The organism is Variovorax sp. 54 (assembly GCF_002754375.1).
Lineage (GTDB): Bacteria > Pseudomonadota > Gammaproteobacteria > Burkholderiales > Burkholderiaceae_C > Variovorax.
The window spans coordinates 3,645,927-3,661,190 of record NZ_PEFF01000001.1 but is presented as its reverse complement, the minus strand read 5'-3'; the positions used below and the strand labels follow the sequence as shown (position 1 = coordinate 3,661,190).

The window sequence follows — 15,264 nt, the reverse complement described above, 5'->3', positions numbered from 1 at the left end:
CGAAACACAGCGGAGACACACGCATGGCGACCCCTTCCCCCTCTGGCGACCCCACCCCCTGGACGCGCAACTACCCGCCCGGCATGCGCTGGGACGCCGACCTGCCCGTCAAGCCTGTGCAGCAGATGCTCGATGAAGCGGTCGCGCGCTGGCCCGACCATTCGGCCGTCGAGTTCATGGGCCAGTCGCTCAGCTACCGCCAGCTCGGCGATGCGGTCGACCGCGCCGCCAAGGGCTTGCAGGACCTGGGCGTGAAGCCGGGCGTGCATGTCGGCCTGTACCTGCCGAACACGCCGCACTACCCCATCGCCTTCTTCGCCGTGCTGAAAGCCGGCGGCACGGTGGTGAACTATTCGCCGCTCGACGCCGAGCGCGTGCTGGCCCACAAGATCGAGGACAGCCGCACCGACATCCTCGTCACGCTCGACCTCGTGAACCTCTACCCGCTGATGGCACGCCTGCTCGACAGCTCGCGCCTGAAGACGCTGGTGGTCGGCAGCCTCGGCGACTACGGCGCGGCGGGCGACAAGGTGCAGGCCCAACTGCAGGCCGCGGGCCAGGTCGCGTCCGTGCCGACGGACGCGCGCCACGTGCGCTTCACCGACCTGCTCAAAAGCGAAGGCACGCACCAGACCTACCCGCTCGGCGACCTGGCCGAAGAGATCGTCGTGCTGCAGTACACCGGCGGCACCACCGGCCTGCCCAAGGGCGCGATGCTCACGCATGCCAACCTGAGTTCGGCCTCGGCGCAGTACTACGAATCGACGCGCGGCGAGCCGCCCATCCTCGACGAAGGCAAGGAGCGCTTCCTGGTCGTGCTGCCGCTGTTCCACATCTTCGCGCTCAGCGCCGCGATGCTGCTGGGCGTGCGCCTGGGCGCGGCGCTGGTGCTGCACACGCGCTTCGATGTCGATGCGGTGATGAACGAACTCGCGGCCAGCAAGATCAGCGTCTTCCCCGGCGTGCCGACCATGTACACCGCCATCCTTTCCCACCCCAAGGCCAAGGAGATGGACCTGCGCTCGCTGAAGTTCTGCGGCTCGGGCGGCGCGCCGCTGCCGGTGGAGGTGGAGCAGCGCTTCTTCGAACTCACCGGCTGCCATCTCAACGAAGGCTGGGGCATGACCGAGACCTCGCCCGTGGGCACCTTCACGCCCGCGCGCGGCGTGCGCAAGGCGGGCTCGTGCGGCATGCCGTTGCCGCGCGTGCGCATCAAGCTCGTGAGCCTGGACGACCCGACGAAAGACGTGACCGCGTTCGGCGAACCCGGCGAGCTGTGCGTGCAGGGCCCGAACGTCATGAAGGGCTACTGGAACAACCTGAAGGCCACCGCCGAGTCGATGACGGCCGACGGCTACTTCCGCAGCGGCGACGTCGCGAAGATGGACGCCGACGGCTACCTCTACATCGTCGACCGCACCAAGGACATGCTGCTGTGCGGCGGCTACAACGTGTACCCGCGCGTGCTCGAAGAGGCGGTGTACGAACACCCGTCGGTGGCCGAGGTCTGCGTGATCGGCGTGCCCGACGAGTACCGCGGCCAGTCGCCCAAAGCCTTCGTGAAGCTCAAGGACGGCGCGGACGAGCTCACGCTCGACACGCTCAAGACCTTCCTGAAGAACCGCCTGGGCAAGCACGAGATGATCGGCGCGCTCGAGATCCGCGCCGAGCTGCCCAAGACCGCCGTGGGCAAGCTCTCGAAGAAAGACCTCGTGGACGAGGAAGCCCGCAAGCGGGCCTAGGACGACTTCTTACTTCTTCTGGCCGAAGGCTTCGGCGAGCAGCTCGTACGAGCGCAGCCGGGCGGCGTGGTCGAACACCTGCGAGGTGATCATGAGTTCGTCGGCGCCGGTGCGCGCCACGAACGCTTCCACGCCTTGCTTCACGGTCTCGACCGAGCCCACCGCGGAGCACGACAACACCGAGTCGAGCAGTGCGTTCTCGGCCGGGCCGACCTTCTGGCGGTAATTCTCGACCGGCGGCGGCAGCCGGCCGGGACGGCCGCTGCGCAGGTTCACGAAGGCCTGCTGCCACGAGGTGGCGCGGAACTCGGCTTCGGCGTCCGTGTCGGCCGCGAACACGTTGAAGCCCAGCATCACGTACGGCTTCTGCAGTTGCGCCGAGGGCTTGAAGGTCTCGCGGTAGATCTGGATGGCCTGCATGATCTGCTGCGGCGCGAAGTGCGAGGCAAAGGCGTACGGCAGGCCCAGGTGCGCCGCGAGCTGCGCGCCGAAGGTGCTCGAACCCAGAATCCACACCGGCACCTCGAGCCCCGCGCCGGGCACGGCGCGCACGGCCTGCTGCGGGTTCTTCGACATGAAGTCCATGAGCTCCATCACGTCCTGCGGGAACTGGTCGGCGTCCGACTCCAGGTTGCGTCGCAGGGCGCGCGCGGTGCGCTGGTCGGAGCCGGGCGCGCGGCCCAGGCCGAGGTCGACGCGCCCCGGGTACAGCGACTCCAGCGTGCCGAACTGCTCGGCGATCACCAGTGGCGAGTGGTTGGGCAGCATCACGCCGCCGGCACCGATGCGGATGCTGGAGGTGCCCGCGCCCACATACGACAGCAGCACAGCCGTGGCCGCGCTCGCGATGCCCGGCATGCCGTGGTGCTCGGCCAGCCAGTAGCGCGTGTAGCCCAGCGCCTCGCCGTGCTGCGCCAGCGACAGCGAGTTGCGGAACGACTGCGCGGCATCGCTGCCTTCGGTGATCGGGGAAAGGTCGAGGATCGAAAGCGGAATCATGGCGCGATCATGGCGCGAACCGCCCCATGCCGTCACGCACGGGGCTATTCGGTTTGGTATAGCGTCGCGACGCTCGCGAAATCGCGGCCGTGCTGCGTCACGTGGACCTGGAAAGGCACGCTCTCGCCCGGTGCGATGGCCGGCAGGCTCTCGATCAGCTTGAAGCCGGTCAGCTGGTCGTTGCGGTCGCGCAGGCTGACCCACAGGCGCACCTTGGCCGCGATGGCCGTGCCGGGGTTCTTCACCGTGCCCGTGACTTCCACGCTCTTGTAGCTGAAGCGCTGGCTGAAGTTGAGCAGCACGCTGCCGGTGCCGGCCTTGGTGCCCGTCACCTGCACCTCCAGCGGCTTGCGCGGGCCGGGCAATGCGGCGCGGCGCATCGGCTTCCACTCGACGCGGGTCTGGGTGATGCGGTCCACGGCCTTCGGCTCCAGCAGGATCGGAAAGCGCTCGCCCGGGTACAGGGAAGCCAGCTCGTCCAGGCGCGTGGTGCCGTCGGCCGTGCTGCCGTCGAAGCGCGAGATCACGGCACCGGGCGCAATGGCGATGGCGTCGGTGCTGCGGTTCACCAGCTCGGTCATGAACAACGGGCGCTGGATGGTGCTGCGCCCCGCCACCAGCGGCAGCAGTTCGAGCTGCTGCAGGTCGAAGCGCTCGCTGTCGTCGGCCAGCAGGTCTTCGGTGCTCAGCCGCAGGTCGGGGTGGAAGACCTCCGGTGCGCCGGTCGTGCGGATCACGCGGTCGGCGCTCAGCACCGTCGTGCGCAAGCCCGAGGGCGTGACCGTGCGGTAGCCGATACGGTAGTCCCACGCCGCAATGGCAGTGCCGCGGCCGAAGCGGCTGAGGTCGACATCGATCGCTGCGCGCCCGCCCGGCTCCAGCGTGGAGCCCGGCGCATGGCCGCGGCCCGTGCCGATCACCTGGCCGGCGTCGTCGTACAGCGTGACCAGCGCCTCGATGCTGCCGAACGCCGGCGCACCGGGCGCACCCGCATGCACGAGGCGGCCGGCCAGGCGCACGCGCTCGCCCTGCTGTACCAGCCGCAGGCGCGAGAACGCGAGGCGCGGCCCTTCGGCGGCGCTGCGCGGTTCGGACAGCTTCTCGACCGTCACGTCCTGTCGCGTGACGTTCTTGCCCGACGGCAAATCGACCAGCACGGGCGCGGACTCGCCGGGCATGAGCACGTCGATCGGCAGCGATTCGCTGCGCTCGCTGAGCTGCGTGTCGCCGTCGTGGAACACAAGCTTCAGGCTGGGGCGTTCGAGCGGTCGGCCGGTTTCGTTGCGCGCCAGCACCAGCAGCTTCGGCCGCTCGCCGACCAGCACCTGGCGCGGCTCGGAGAGCTTCAGGCCATCGGTCGCGATGGAGCGGTCGACCATCGCGCGCGCCACCGAAGGCGCATCGCCGCGCGTGCCAGAACCGAACAGCAGCATCGCGACCAGGATGGCCACCGCCACGCCGAGAAAGCCGAGCACCACGAAGCCGAGCGTGCGCAGCATCTGCTTCTGGTGCAGCGCCTGTTCGGCTGCGATCTGCTGGCCGGCGTGGTGCTTGACCTGCTGGAGCACGCGTTCGAGACGGTCGGACACATCGTCTTCCACCAACGACATCGAGCCGCAGTGCGAACAGGTGTATTCGTTCAGGCCGGTGCGGCGCAGCGTGCTGCTGCCGCACTCGCCGCATTTGAGGGTCTGCAGGTCGATGCTCATGGATGTCTTTTCTTTTGTCCCTTACCAGCCGAACACGTCGACGATGTCTTCGGCCGCCGCGGCGCTGCCCAGCAGCGGCACGAGGCGCTCGACCAGCCGCGCGCGATGCACCGGATCGACCTCGCAGTCGTCCTCGTCGGTGAAGATGGTGTCGCCCGCTTCGTCCCACACCTGGCCGATGGTGCCCAGGCAGGCGGCCATCTCGAAGATGTCGGCGAAGAGCGGTTCGTCTTCCTGCCATGCGCCCGTGCCGTGCATCGCGAACTGGATCGCGCCGGTGCGCAGGTCGAAGATGAACGGATCGGCGCCCTGGTCGGCCACCACGAGCCAGTGCTCGGGCCAGTCGGCGATGCGCTCGCCGGTGATGCCGTGCCAGCGGTAGCCCGCCTGCAGCTGCCACAGGCGCGACAGCGCGGGAATGCTGAACGAATTGCCGGTGGTCGGCACCGTGAGACCTGCATAACCCACGCGGTCGTTGACCCAGTCGCCGAGCGGGCCGACCTGTTCGTAGAAGGTGGCGATGGCGGCGGGCAACGCCAGCTCGCCGTGCCAGTGCTCGGCGGCGGATTGCGGCGCCAACGCGCCATGAGGTGCCAGGGCCGCGCGGGCCTGTTCGATCGATGCCACGTGTGTTGTTCTCCGTTCAGGCCAGGCAGGCGGTCTGCAATGCAGTGCGCAGTGCGTCGATGTCGCCGGGTGCGACCTCGTGCACACCCGGCACACCCGCCAGGCCGCAGGTGGTCGATGCCACCACGGGCACGCCGGCCGCCACGGCGCGCAGCAGCGCGCGCGGTGCGTGTTCGATGTGCGCGGGCAGCACGACGACAGCGGCACCGGCCAGCCCATCGCCTTGCCAGTTCATGTGTTGAGTAGATTCGATGCCGTGCCAGAGCCGCGCGTCGTCCGACGGCGAGCCCAGCACGCGCAGGCGGCATGGCCAGCCTTGCAGTGCGGCGGCAAGTTCACGCGCGCCCTTGCGTGCCAGCGCGCTCGCGGCGAACACGACGAGGGGTGGTTCCTGGCGCGCGCTGTGCGTAGTCTTCACCTGCGGCAGTGCCCAATCAAGCCGCTGCAGCGTGGCCTGCGGTGCGTGTGCCGCCATGGCCTGCGCCACTGCAGCATGCGGCGTGACGATGCTTGCCGCGCGTGCAAGCGCCAGGGTTTCGTCGCGCACCAGAGACGCATCGGCGCGAAAGTCGCGCAAGGTCGCATCGCCGGGCCAGCGCTGCGAGGCGGCATCGAGCCTCTGTTCGATGTCGGCCATCGGCAAGGCGCTGGCCAGCACGGTGAGGCGACGCCCGTCGAGCGCGCCGAGGCGCTGCAGATGCGGCAGCAGCGATTGCTCGACCACCAGGTGCGTGTGTTCAGGCGCCAGCCGTGCGGCAAAGGCCTGCGCGAGCCAGCGCTGGCCGTCGATCAGGCTGGCTTGGCGCCGGCCCGCCTGCCGCGCCCAGAGCCGTTGCCATACGGCGCGGCGCAGGCTCGCGACCCAGGGAGTTGTCACTTTCTCTTTCGTCGCGGGCTCGCGATGCCAACCTGCAGCAGGCACGCGCCAGAACGCGAGCCGCAGCGGCACCGGCTGCATGCGCTGCGCCTGCGGATGCGCCTCGCGCAAGTGGCGTGCGAACTCCGGCGTCCAGCCATCGACGAGCACCGCCGTGCGGCCTTCGGGACCGACGTCGATCTGCGGGCGATGGCGGAAGCACGCGGTCTGGTCGCAGCTCAGGCAGCCGCGCGCCAACGGCAACGCCGTGGGCGCCTCGTCGTTCGCGCGCCGCAGCGTGACGGGCTCGGTCGGCACTGCCAGCGGCGTGCGCGCACGAATGCGCACCACGAGTTCGGAGTCGGTCAGCGCCACTTCGAGCCGCCACGCCTGCCGGGCGCGCAGCTTGAGGTCGACGTAGTTCCAGAACACCGTCGCATCGACGGCGTCGCCGTCCGCCGTGCCGGCCTGCTCGATGCGCGCCGTATGCCCGTGGCGCTCGACCAGCTCGAAGCCCGCGCGCACGGCCACCGTGGCGAGCGCGTTCGACAGCTGGCACAGCCCGCCGGCCAGCGTCGGCACCACGCAACCGCCGCGCACCTCGCGCCCGACCACGAAGCCGCGCCCCGCGCCCGGCCGCCCCAGCTGGCGCCAGAAGCTCAGCACTTCGCCGGCCGGCACCTCGACGGCGTCGAAGGCCGCCCGCGCCACGCGCAGGTTCTGCACCTTGCCGGCGACCAGCGGAAATTCGTCGGCCCGGCCGTCGGACCACAAGGGGGTTCGGTACTGCGCGAGCACCGGCGCGTCGGCCAGTGCGTGTTGGCCGCGGGGCCAGCGCCGGGCCGAAGGCCGCAGGGTTTCGCGCAGGGCGTGGGCCGTGGCGAGCAGCCGCGAGCGCAGCCAGAAGTCGATCGCGTCGATGCGGCGCGGCGGCTGCCAGGCCTGCACGCTCACGCGGTGGGGCCTCGCTTGCGCCATTGGCCGAGGTCGGCTTCGATGCGCTCGTTGATGTTGCCGCTCCATTGCGCGCCGAAGCCGGCGTCGCGCAGCAGCGCGACGATGCGATGGCCGACCACGACGGTGTTGGCTTCGCGCTGCGCGATCTCGGGGATCATGCCGCCGCTGAACGCGAGGTACAGGCGGCCGTTGCGCACGGCGCCGTCCAGGTCCTGTGCGTGATAGAAGCAGCAGCCGCGGATGCCCGATTCGAGCCGCCCCGCCGCACGCCACTGCTCGCGCACGTCGTCATGCCCGTCGGACAGCGTGTTGCCGGCGCGGTGCAGGGCAATGATCTTTTCGCTGCGCAGTTGCGCGAACACGGCGTCGAGCCGGTCGTACTCGGTCTGCGCGGGCCACTGCGCCTCGGCGGCGCGCTTGGCGGCGCAGGCGCGCGTGGTTTCGGCCTTGATCCAGGCGCGGTCCTCGGGCGTGAGCTCATCGGGATCGAGGTACTCGTCGGTGATCATCCAGCCGATGTCGGCATCGGCATGGAAGCCGCTCCACACCAGGTCGTGGATGCGTCCGCGCGTGTCTTCGGGGTCGAGAGTGAGGGCCATGCGTAGGGGGTCGCCGCAGGGTCGGCGACGGATCATGCTTTCATTTTTCGCGGTCGGAACGACGCTCGATTCTCGCGTGTCCGCACCACGGCGATGCGTTAATGCGAAAGCATGCGCTCTGACGGCCATCCCTCCCGCGCCCAAATCATGAAGGATGCGCAAGGCCAAGGCAATGTGACTTTCGGCCAAGATTTCACGGTCATGGCCCATGAAAAAAGCCGACCCTGCGTTGGCAGGGCCGGCTTTTCATGAAGACCTGGAACGTTCGCCGATCCCGTCGGCGAGGCGTTCGGTGCGCTTACAGCGGCAGTGCGTCGCCGTGAGCGGCAGCGCGGGCTGCGGCGCGAACCGCAGCGCGGTCGACGGTGCTGGCGACGATCGGGGCCACGCCCGACGAAGCGCCTTCGGCGTACGGGTCGGCGCTGTGTGCAGCGGCGACGGCGTCGGCACGCACGGCAGCGCGGCTGGTGTTCGACACGATCACTTGTGCGGGGCCGGCGTTGGCGCCGGTGGCGTACGGGTTGGCGCTGTGTGCGGCCACGACGGCTTGTGCGGTGACGTCGGCGCGGCTGGCGGCCGAGGTCAGCTGGTGCACGCCTTCATAGCTTTCGGCATGGGCGGCGCCGGCAACGGCCATCAGGGCAACAGCAACGGCGGAGAGGAGCTTCGAGGCGGTCATTTGGATTTCTTCCTTCTTCAATTCAGTTCAAGTTCTTGCTTCGGATGTGGAACCGGTCTTGGGTGGGTCACCGCCCCTCTGTTCTTTTTCGGAGGGCGGCCACCTCGCTCGGGGCCCTGTTCACCCAGATCAGCTTTGAGGGCTGGTCCGTGGGATGAATTGTGCGCCGCGATCTAGGTAAAAACCCGTAGCAAAACGAACCACGGTGTTCACACCTTGGAAACAATCACTTGATTGAACGGACTCACCGCCCCCGTTTGTCCAGCAGCTGCTTCGCGTAGGCCTCGAGCTCGTTGAGCCCGCCCTGGATGTCGGTGCGCGAGCCGTTGATGAGTTCCTCGAGGATGACGCCCCAGCGATCGCCCAGGTCGGGCCAGGCCGGGTCCTGCCAGAAATTGACCGCCGTGCGCTTGCCGGTGTCGGCCAGCGCCTTGCCGAGGTCCACCCCGTAGCGCCGGGCGAATTCGGGGCTGGCCAGCACGCTGGAACGGTTGAGTTCGCCGAATTGCCCCTCAGCCAGACGCCGCTGTTCCTGCACCTTCGAGGTGGCCCAGGCGATGAACAGGCCCGCGCATTGGCGTGCTTCCTCGCTCTTGTTGGCCTTGGCGCCGATGGCCAGCCCGTGGCCGTAGCCGCCACCGGTCAGCGGTGTCGGCGGCGGGGCATAGGCGACCTTGTTGATCACGAGGAGCGATTTCTTCGGGTCGTGCGCGTAGCCCGCCAGCGGCGTCGATTCGATGAGCATCGCCACCTTGCCCATCAGGAAGGCGTCGGTGGATTCGTCCCAGCCGCCGGTCTTGGTGCTCGGCGGGGAGTACTTGAACAGCTCCAGGTAGGTCTGGGTGGCCTTCACGGCAGCCGGTGAATTGAAGACGGGCTTTCCGCCCTCGAACCACTGGCCGCCCAAGCCCCGGAAGTACGGCATCCAGCGCCAGACGTTGGCGCCCGAGCCGCGCTGGCCGCGCAGCGCCACGCCGTAGATGCCCTTGGCGGGATCGTGCAGCTTCCTGGCGGCTGCGACGAACTCGTCCAGCGTGGCGGGCGGCGCAATGCCGGCCTTTTCCAGCAGGTCCTTGCGGTAGACCAGCAGGTCGCCGCCGCCCGTCAGCGGGGCGAACCAGGTCTCGCCCGCATACGCGGCCACCTTCTGGCGGCCGGGATCGAAGTCGGCGTAGTCGTACTCGGCAGGGTAGTACTTCAGCAGCGGCGTGATCCACTTCGATTGCGCGAACAGCGCCACGTTGGCCTCGTCGACGTAGTACACGTGGTACCGGCCGGCACCCGAGGCATCGGCCCGGGTCCTGGTGCGGCGGTCGTTCTCGTTGAGCGCCGTGTCGACCTTGAACGAGGCGCCGCTGCGGGCCTTGAACTCATCCTTGTGCTTCTCGAGCAGCGCCAGGCCATCGCGCTCCTGCGCGAGCACCCGCACGTCCTCCTTGCACATCTGGGCCTGCGCGACGGCAGCCCCTCCTGTCAGGCAGGCTGCGAGCAGCATGCGCCTCCACGCCCGCACCACCTCGGAACGAATGAACATGGCCTTGTCTCCGTTGAATCTGTTGCAAAACGCCGGCGAAAGCCGGGTACAGATCCGCACTGAGGCCCTCTTGCCTGGAGGGCAGCGGGGCCAGGTGCGGAACGAAGAAAAGCGTAGGGAGCGCCTCCGCTTGGCTGCGTACGTGGAGCCCAGGGCTCCTGTATTTTCATGATGGGTGGCGATAGGACTTCCCCAAGACCGCCCGAAGAAACGCCCACCCGGCAATGAAAAAGGGCCGGTCCCCGAAAGAACCAGCCCTTTTGAAAAGCCCGGAGAACCGGCTTGCTCAGAACGGAATGTCGTCGTCCATGTCGTCGAAGCCCGACGACGACTTGGCCGGCGCCTGGCGCGGCGCCGGTGCCGGAGCACGCGGTGCTGCAGCTGCAGGGGCACGCGGGGCGTAACCGCCACCGCCACCGCCACCACTACCGCCGCCTTGCGAATAACCGCCGCCGCCGCCACCGCCTTGCGAGTAGCCGCCGTCGTCTTCCGGACCGCCCGACGGGCCGCCCTGGCCCTGGCGGCTGCCCAGCATTTGCATCTGGTCGGCGCGGATTTCGGTGGTGTACTTTTCGATGCCGTCCTTGTCGGTCCACTTGCGCGTGCGCAGCGAGCCTTCGACGTACACCTGCGAGCCCTTGCGCAGGTACTGGCCGGCGATTTCGGCCAGGCGGCCGTTGAACACGATGCGGTGCCATTCGGTGGCTTCGCGCATCTCACCGCTTTGCTTGTCTTTCCAGCGATCGGTGGTGGCCACGGTGACGTTTGCGACCTGATCGCCGCTCGGGAAAGTCCGCATTTCGGGGTCGCGCCCCAGGTTGCCGACGACGATGACTTTATTGACCGATGCCATATGCACTGCCCCTGATAAGTAGATGAAGGAGGAGGTTGAGAGGAACCCTCCATTCTGCCTGAACGGGCGCCGGCGCCCGCCCGGGCGTCCGGCGTCCCCGGCCTACAGCCCGGCGCCCGGGCCGATGCCAGAATGAACGTCTCCCCGCCCGCCTGCGCCCGATGAACCACGAGCCCGATTTCCTCGAACACCTGCGCGCCGAGCTGTCCAGCGGACGCATCTGGCTCGACCGGGCCATCGTGCTGGGCTACGCCATCGCGGCCGGGCTGTTCGTGGTGGGCTTCACGCTCGCCAGCGACTGGGTCTTCGGCGCCTTTCACCGCTTCTATGCCGCCTGGCCCTGGGCGGTGCTACTGACCACGCCGGCAATCACCGCCGGTATCGTCTGGTGCACGCTGCGCTTCTTCCCCGGCGCGGGCGGCTCGGGCATTCCGCAGATCAAGGCGGCGCTGCACCCGGCGCTGCCCGAGGAGCGCCGCTTCCTGTTCGCCTCGCTGCGGCTCACGGTCGCCAAGATCGGCCTGGGCGTGGCCGGTTTCGCCGCCGGGCTGTCGATCGGGCGCGAGGGCCCGTCGGTGCAGGTGGCGGCCGGGGTCATGCAGCACGCGCGGCGCTGGCTGTCGCCCCACACCGCCATCGATGGCCGCGCGCTGCTGGTGGCCGGCGGGGCTGCCGGCATTGCGGCGGCGTTCAACGCGCCGCTGGCAGGCGTGGTGTTCGCCATCGAGGAGCTGTCGGGCCGGCTCGAGGCCCGCTCCAGCGGGCTGATCATCACGGCCATCGTGCTGGCGGGCCTGGTGGCGGTGTCGGCCTTCGGCAACGCCAGCTACTTCGGCGTGATCCGCGTGCAGCGGCTGGACTGGGACGCGCTCGGTCCGGGCCTGCTGGTCACCCTGCTGAGCGGCGCGGCCGGCGGGCTGTTCGCGCGGCTGCTGATCGCCTCGCTGACGGGCGCGCCCGGGCGCTTGAACCGCTGGCGGGCGCGCTTTCCGGTGCGCTTCGCAGCCGTCGGCGGGCTGGCAGTGGCGGTCATCGGGCTGGTGACGGGCGGCGTCACCTTCGGCGCAGGCTCCGAGGCGGTCAAGCAGATGCTGCAGGGCCACGACGAGCTGACGCCGCTGTACACCGTGCTGAAGTTCATCGCCACCTGGCTCACGGCCTGGTGCGGCGTGCCGGGCGGCATCTTCGCGCCGTCGCTGTCGATCGGCGCGGGCATCGGCGACGCGGTGGCCCGGCTGGCCGCCAATGACCTGGGGCCGGCGCTCATCGCCATGGGCATGGCCGGCTTCCTGGCCGCAGTGACGCAGGCACCGCTCACCGCCTTCATCATCGTGATGGAAATGGTCGACGGCCATTCGATGGTGCTGAGCCTGATGGCCGCGGCCATGCTGGCCAGCCTGGTCTCGCGCATGATCAGCCGCCCGCTGTACGACACACTGGCCGAGCACATGGTCGGCCGGGCCATCGGCAGCACGGCGCCGGTGCACCCGCCGGAAAGCCCCGCGCCCAGCCCGCCAGAAGCCGCCCGCTCGCCATGAAATGGCCAGCGGACTATCATGTCCGGTTGCCCTCGGACGATCGCCCCCTTTGAATTCAATATCCACTGAAGACACCGCGGAGCGTGCGCGCGACGCAGAACGCGAACGCGACGTCTACCTCGGCGCCCTGCTCGCCCAGCAGCGCATCAGCATCCGCGGTGCGCGCACCCACAACCTGAAGAACGTCGACCTCGACATTCCGCGCAACAAGCTGGTGGTCATCACCGGCCTGTCGGGCTCGGGCAAGTCGAGCCTGGCCTTCGACACGCTCTATGCCGAAGGGCAGCGGCGCTACGTGGAAAGCCTCTCGGCCTATGCGCGGCAGTTCCTGCAGCTCATGGACAAGCCCGATGTCGACGTGATCGAGGGCCTGTCGCCCGCGATCAGCATCGAGCAGAAGGCCACCAGCCACAACCCGCGCTCCACCGTGGGCACGGTGACCGAGATTCACGACTACCTGCGCCTGCTGTACGCCCGCGCCGGCACGCCCTTCTGCCCCGACCACCACCTGCCGCTGCAGGCGCAGACGGTCTCGCAGATGGTCGACGCCACGCTGGCGCTGCCCGACGAGCCCCGCCTCATGATCCTGGCGCCCGTGGCGCGCGAGAAGAAAGGCGAGTTCCTCGAGCTCTTCACCGAAATGCAGGCCGCGGGCTACGTGCGCTTTCGCGTCGACGGGCAAACGTACGAATACAACGACCTGCCCAAGCTCAAGAAGACCGAGAAGCACGACATCGACGTGGTCATCGACCGCCTGCGCGCGCGCCCCGACATGCAGCAGCGCCTGGCCGAGAGCTTCGAGGCCGCGCTGCGCCTGGCCGAAGGCCGGGCCATTGCGCTGGAACTGGGCGCCGAGGGTGCGCCCGACAAGGAACACCTGTTCAACGCCAAGTTCGCCTGCCCGATCTGCCACTACTCGCTGTCGGAGCTCGAACCGCGCCTGTTCTCGTTCAACTCGCCCGTGGGCGCCTGCCCCAGCTGCGACGGCCTGGGCCACCGCGAGGTGTTCGACCCGGTGCGCGTGGTGGCGTTTCCGTCGCTGTCGATCGCCAGCGGCGCCATCAAGGGCTGGGACCGCCGCAACGGCTACTACTTCAGCATGGTCGAGAGCGTCGCCAAGCACTACAAGTTCGACGTCGACGCGCCTTTCGAATCGCTGCCGGCCTCGGTGCAGCAGGTGCTGCTGCATGGCTCGGCCGCTGAAGAGATCAAGTTCAACTACACCATGGAATCGGGCAACTTCGCGGGCAAGAAGCTCACGAAGAAGCACCCCTTCGAGGGGATCATTCCGAACATGACGCGGCGCTACCGCGAGACCGATTCGGTGATGGTGCGCGAAGACCTCGCACGCTTTCGCAACCAGCAGCCCTGCCCCGACTGCGGCGGCTCGCGGCTGCGGCGCGAAGCGCGCAACGTGTTCCTGGTGGACGACACCGGGCACGTGGCAGCGAACGGCGGCGAGCCGCCGCGCATGGCGATCTTCGAACTCAGCCACCTCACGCTGCGCGACGCCTACGCCTGGTTCAGCACGCTCAAGCTGCGCGGCGCCAAGGCCGACATCGCCGACAAGGTGGTGCGCGAGATCGGCCTGCGCCTGAAATTCCTGAACGACGTGGGCCTGAACTACCTGAGCCTGGACCGCAGCGCCGAGACGCTCTCGGGCGGCGAGGCGCAGCGCATCCGCCTCGCGTCGCAGATCGGCTCGGGCCTCACGGGCGTGATGTACGTGCTCGACGAGCCCAGCATCGGCCTGCACCAGCGCGACAACGACCGGCTCATCGGCACGCTCAAGCATCTGCGCGACATCGGCAACAGCGTGATCGTGGTCGAGCACGACGAGGACATGATCCACGCCGCCGACCACGTGATCGACATGGGCCCCGGCGCCGGCGTGCACGGCGGGCGCGTGATGGCGCAGGGCACCTATGCCGAGGTGTCGGCCAACCCCGACTCGCTCACCGGCCAGTACCTCTCGGGCGTGAAGAAGATCGAGGTGCCCAAGCACCGCACCGCGTGGCTGCCGGCCGTGAAGAAGCCGGCCTTCAACGAAGGCAAGAAACCCTCGCGCTTTCCGCAGAGCCCCGCGGCCGAACGCCGTGCAGCGCGCGAAGCGGCGCACCTGGCCTCGCAGACCGACCTGCAAGAGATCCGCGTCGTCGGTGCCACCGGCAACAACCTGAAGAACGTGAGCGTGGCCTTCCCCGTCGGCCTCTTGACCTGCGTGACCGGCGTCTCGGGCTCGGGCAAGTCGACGCTGGTGAACGACACGCTCTACGCCGCCGTGGCGCGCACGCTGTACCGCGCGCACGAAGAACCGGCTGCGCACGAATCGGTCGAAGGCATCGAGTACTTCGACAAGGTCATCAACGTCGACCAGAGCCCCATCGGCCGCACGCCGCGCAGCAACCCCGCCACCTACACGGGCCTGTTCACGCCGATCCGCGAACTGATGGCCGAGACCAACACTGCGCGCGAGCGCGGCTACGGCCCGGGTCGCTTCAGCTTCAACGTGGCCGGTGGCCGCTGCGAAGCCTGCCAGGGCGACGGCGTGGTGAAGGTCGAGATGCACTTTTTGCCCGACGTGTACGTGCCCTGCGAGGTCTGCCACGGCCAGCGCTACAACCGCGAGACGCTCGAGGTCCAGTACAAGGGCCGGAACATCGCGCAGATCCTCGAGATGACGGTCGAGGTGGCGCACGAGTTCCTGAAGGCCGTGCCAACCATCGAGCGCAAGCTGCGCACGCTGCTCGACGTGGGCCTGAGCTACATCAAGCTCGGCCAGTCGGCCACCACGCTGTCGGGCGGCGAGGCGCAGCGCGTGAAGCTCGCACTCGAGCTGAGCAAGCGTGACACCGGGCGCACGCTCTACATCCTCGACGAACCGACGACCGGCCTGCACTTCGCCGACATCGAGTTGCTGCTCAAGGTGCTGCACCAGCTGCGCGACGCGGGCAACACCATCGTCGTCATCGAGCACAACCTGGACGTCATCAAGACCGCTGACTGGCTCATCGACATGGGCCCCGAAGGCGGTGCCGGCGGCGGCACGGTGGTGGGCGAAGGCACGCCGGAAGACATCGCGGCGAACGAGGCGAGTCACACGGGGCGCTACCTCAAGCGCCTGCTGTAGCAGCACCGCCAGCACGAATGCGCAGGCCGCGCCACAATCGC

At 68.8% G+C, this 15,264-nt stretch carries 11 protein-coding genes; 3 read left to right on the top strand and 8 right to left on the bottom strand.

Features of this window, described 5'->3' with window-relative positions:
* The first annotated feature begins 23 nt into the window (after nucleotides 1-23).
* A complete protein-coding gene (locus CLU95_RS16995) occupies nucleotides 24-1,742 on the top strand; it encodes a long-chain-fatty-acid--CoA ligase (protein ID WP_099794701.1) in 1,719 nt (572 codons plus the stop codon).
* A 9-nt stretch (nucleotides 1,743-1,751) separates the two neighbouring features.
* Here CLU95_RS16995 and CLU95_RS16990 read toward each other — a convergent pair whose 3' ends face one another.
* The 8 genes from CLU95_RS16990 to ssb all read right to left on the bottom strand — a co-directional run bounded on the left by CLU95_RS16990 (nucleotide 1,752) and on the right by ssb (nucleotide 10,555).
* Nucleotides 1,752-2,741 carry an LLM class flavin-dependent oxidoreductase gene (locus CLU95_RS16990; RefSeq protein WP_099794700.1) on the bottom strand — a complete coding sequence of 330 codons (990 nt, stop codon included), beginning with the start codon at nucleotides 2,739-2,741 and terminating at the stop codon, nucleotides 1,752-1,754.
* Nucleotides 2,742-2,785: 44 nt separating this feature from the next.
* The gene (locus tag CLU95_RS16985) at nucleotides 2,786-4,450 is read right to left on the bottom strand and encodes an FxLYD domain-containing protein (RefSeq protein ID WP_099794699.1); all 1,665 of its coding nucleotides are present in this window, start codon (nucleotides 4,448-4,450) and stop codon (nucleotides 2,786-2,788) included.
* A gap of 21 nt (nucleotides 4,451-4,471) precedes the next feature.
* Nucleotides 4,472-5,077 (bottom strand): hypothetical protein, encoded by a 606-nt coding sequence (locus tag CLU95_RS16980; RefSeq protein WP_099794698.1) that lies wholly within the window; start codon nucleotides 5,075-5,077, stop codon nucleotides 4,472-4,474.
* A gap of 16 nt (nucleotides 5,078-5,093) precedes the next feature.
* On the bottom strand, nucleotides 5,094-6,911 hold the full coding sequence (locus CLU95_RS16975; protein WP_099794697.1) for a VanW family protein: 1,818 nt from the start codon (nucleotides 6,909-6,911) through the stop codon (nucleotides 5,094-5,096).
* Nucleotides 6,884-7,489, bottom strand: coding sequence for a DUF6891 domain-containing protein (locus CLU95_RS16970; RefSeq protein WP_099794696.1), 606 nt, complete (start codon nucleotides 7,487-7,489; stop codon nucleotides 6,884-6,886). Before CLU95_RS16970 ends, CLU95_RS16975 begins: the two co-directional genes overlap by 28 nt.
* A 298-nt stretch (nucleotides 7,490-7,787) precedes the next feature.
* Nucleotides 7,788-8,168 carry a helicase SNF2 gene (locus CLU95_RS16965; protein ID WP_099797350.1) on the bottom strand — a complete coding sequence of 127 codons (381 nt, stop codon included), beginning with the start codon at nucleotides 8,166-8,168 and terminating at the stop codon, nucleotides 7,788-7,790.
* Between the two features lie 244 nt (nucleotides 8,169-8,412).
* On the bottom strand, nucleotides 8,413-9,702 hold the full coding sequence (locus CLU95_RS16960) for an ABC transporter substrate-binding protein (RefSeq protein WP_257214646.1): 1,290 nt from the start codon (nucleotides 9,700-9,702) through the stop codon (nucleotides 8,413-8,415).
* Between the two features lie 286 nt (nucleotides 9,703-9,988).
* Nucleotides 9,989-10,555, bottom strand: coding sequence for a single-stranded DNA-binding protein (gene ssb / locus CLU95_RS16955; RefSeq protein ID WP_099794695.1), 567 nt, complete (start codon nucleotides 10,553-10,555; stop codon nucleotides 9,989-9,991).
* A gap of 161 nt (nucleotides 10,556-10,716) precedes the next feature.
* Between ssb and CLU95_RS16950 the strand changes: the two genes are divergently transcribed.
* Together CLU95_RS16950 and uvrA are read left to right on the top strand one after the other, a co-directional pair.
* Nucleotides 10,717-12,093: a chloride channel protein gene (locus CLU95_RS16950; protein ID WP_099794694.1), complete on the top strand. Its 1,377-nt coding sequence runs from the start codon at nucleotides 10,717-10,719 to the stop codon at nucleotides 12,091-12,093.
* Between the two features lies 1 nt (nucleotide 12,094).
* The gene (gene uvrA / locus CLU95_RS16945) at nucleotides 12,095-15,223 is read left to right on the top strand and encodes an excinuclease ABC subunit UvrA (RefSeq protein ID WP_099794693.1); all 3,129 of its coding nucleotides are present in this window, start codon (nucleotides 12,095-12,097) and stop codon (nucleotides 15,221-15,223) included.
* Nucleotides 15,224-15,264 lie beyond the last annotated feature (41 nt).

What these genes read in the sequence shown, in the direction of transcription:
- CLU95_RS16995 (WP_099794701.1), top strand. Translation starts at nt 24, where the DNA reads ATGGCGACCCCTTCCCCCTCTGGCGACCCCACCCCCTGGACGCGCAAC.
- CLU95_RS16960 (WP_257214646.1), bottom strand. Translation starts at nt 9,702, where the DNA reads ATGTTCATTCGTTCCGAGGTGGTGCGGGCGTGGAGGCGCATGCTGCTC.
- ssb (WP_099794695.1), bottom strand. Translation starts at nt 10,555, where the DNA reads ATGGCATCGGTCAATAAAGTCATCGTCGTCGGCAACCTGGGGCGCGAC.
- CLU95_RS16990 (WP_099794700.1), bottom strand. Translation starts at nt 2,741, where the DNA reads ATGATTCCGCTTTCGATCCTCGACCTTTCCCCGATCACCGAAGGCAGC.
- CLU95_RS16950 (WP_099794694.1), top strand. Translation starts at nt 10,717, where the DNA reads ATGAACCACGAGCCCGATTTCCTCGAACACCTGCGCGCCGAGCTGTCC.
- CLU95_RS16965 (WP_099797350.1), bottom strand. Translation starts at nt 8,168, where the DNA reads ATGACCGCCTCGAAGCTCCTCTCCGCCGTTGCTGTTGCCCTGATGGCC.
- CLU95_RS16970 (WP_099794696.1), bottom strand. Translation starts at nt 7,489, where the DNA reads ATGGCCCTCACTCTCGACCCCGAAGACACGCGCGGACGCATCCACGAC.
- CLU95_RS16975 (WP_099794697.1), bottom strand. Translation starts at nt 6,911, where the DNA reads ATGGCGCAAGCGAGGCCCCACCGCGTGAGCGTGCAGGCCTGGCAGCCG.
- uvrA (WP_099794693.1), top strand. Translation starts at nt 12,095, where the DNA reads ATGGCCAGCGGACTATCATGTCCGGTTGCCCTCGGACGATCGCCCCCT.
- CLU95_RS16985 (WP_099794699.1), bottom strand. Translation starts at nt 4,450, where the DNA reads ATGAGCATCGACCTGCAGACCCTCAAATGCGGCGAGTGCGGCAGCAGC.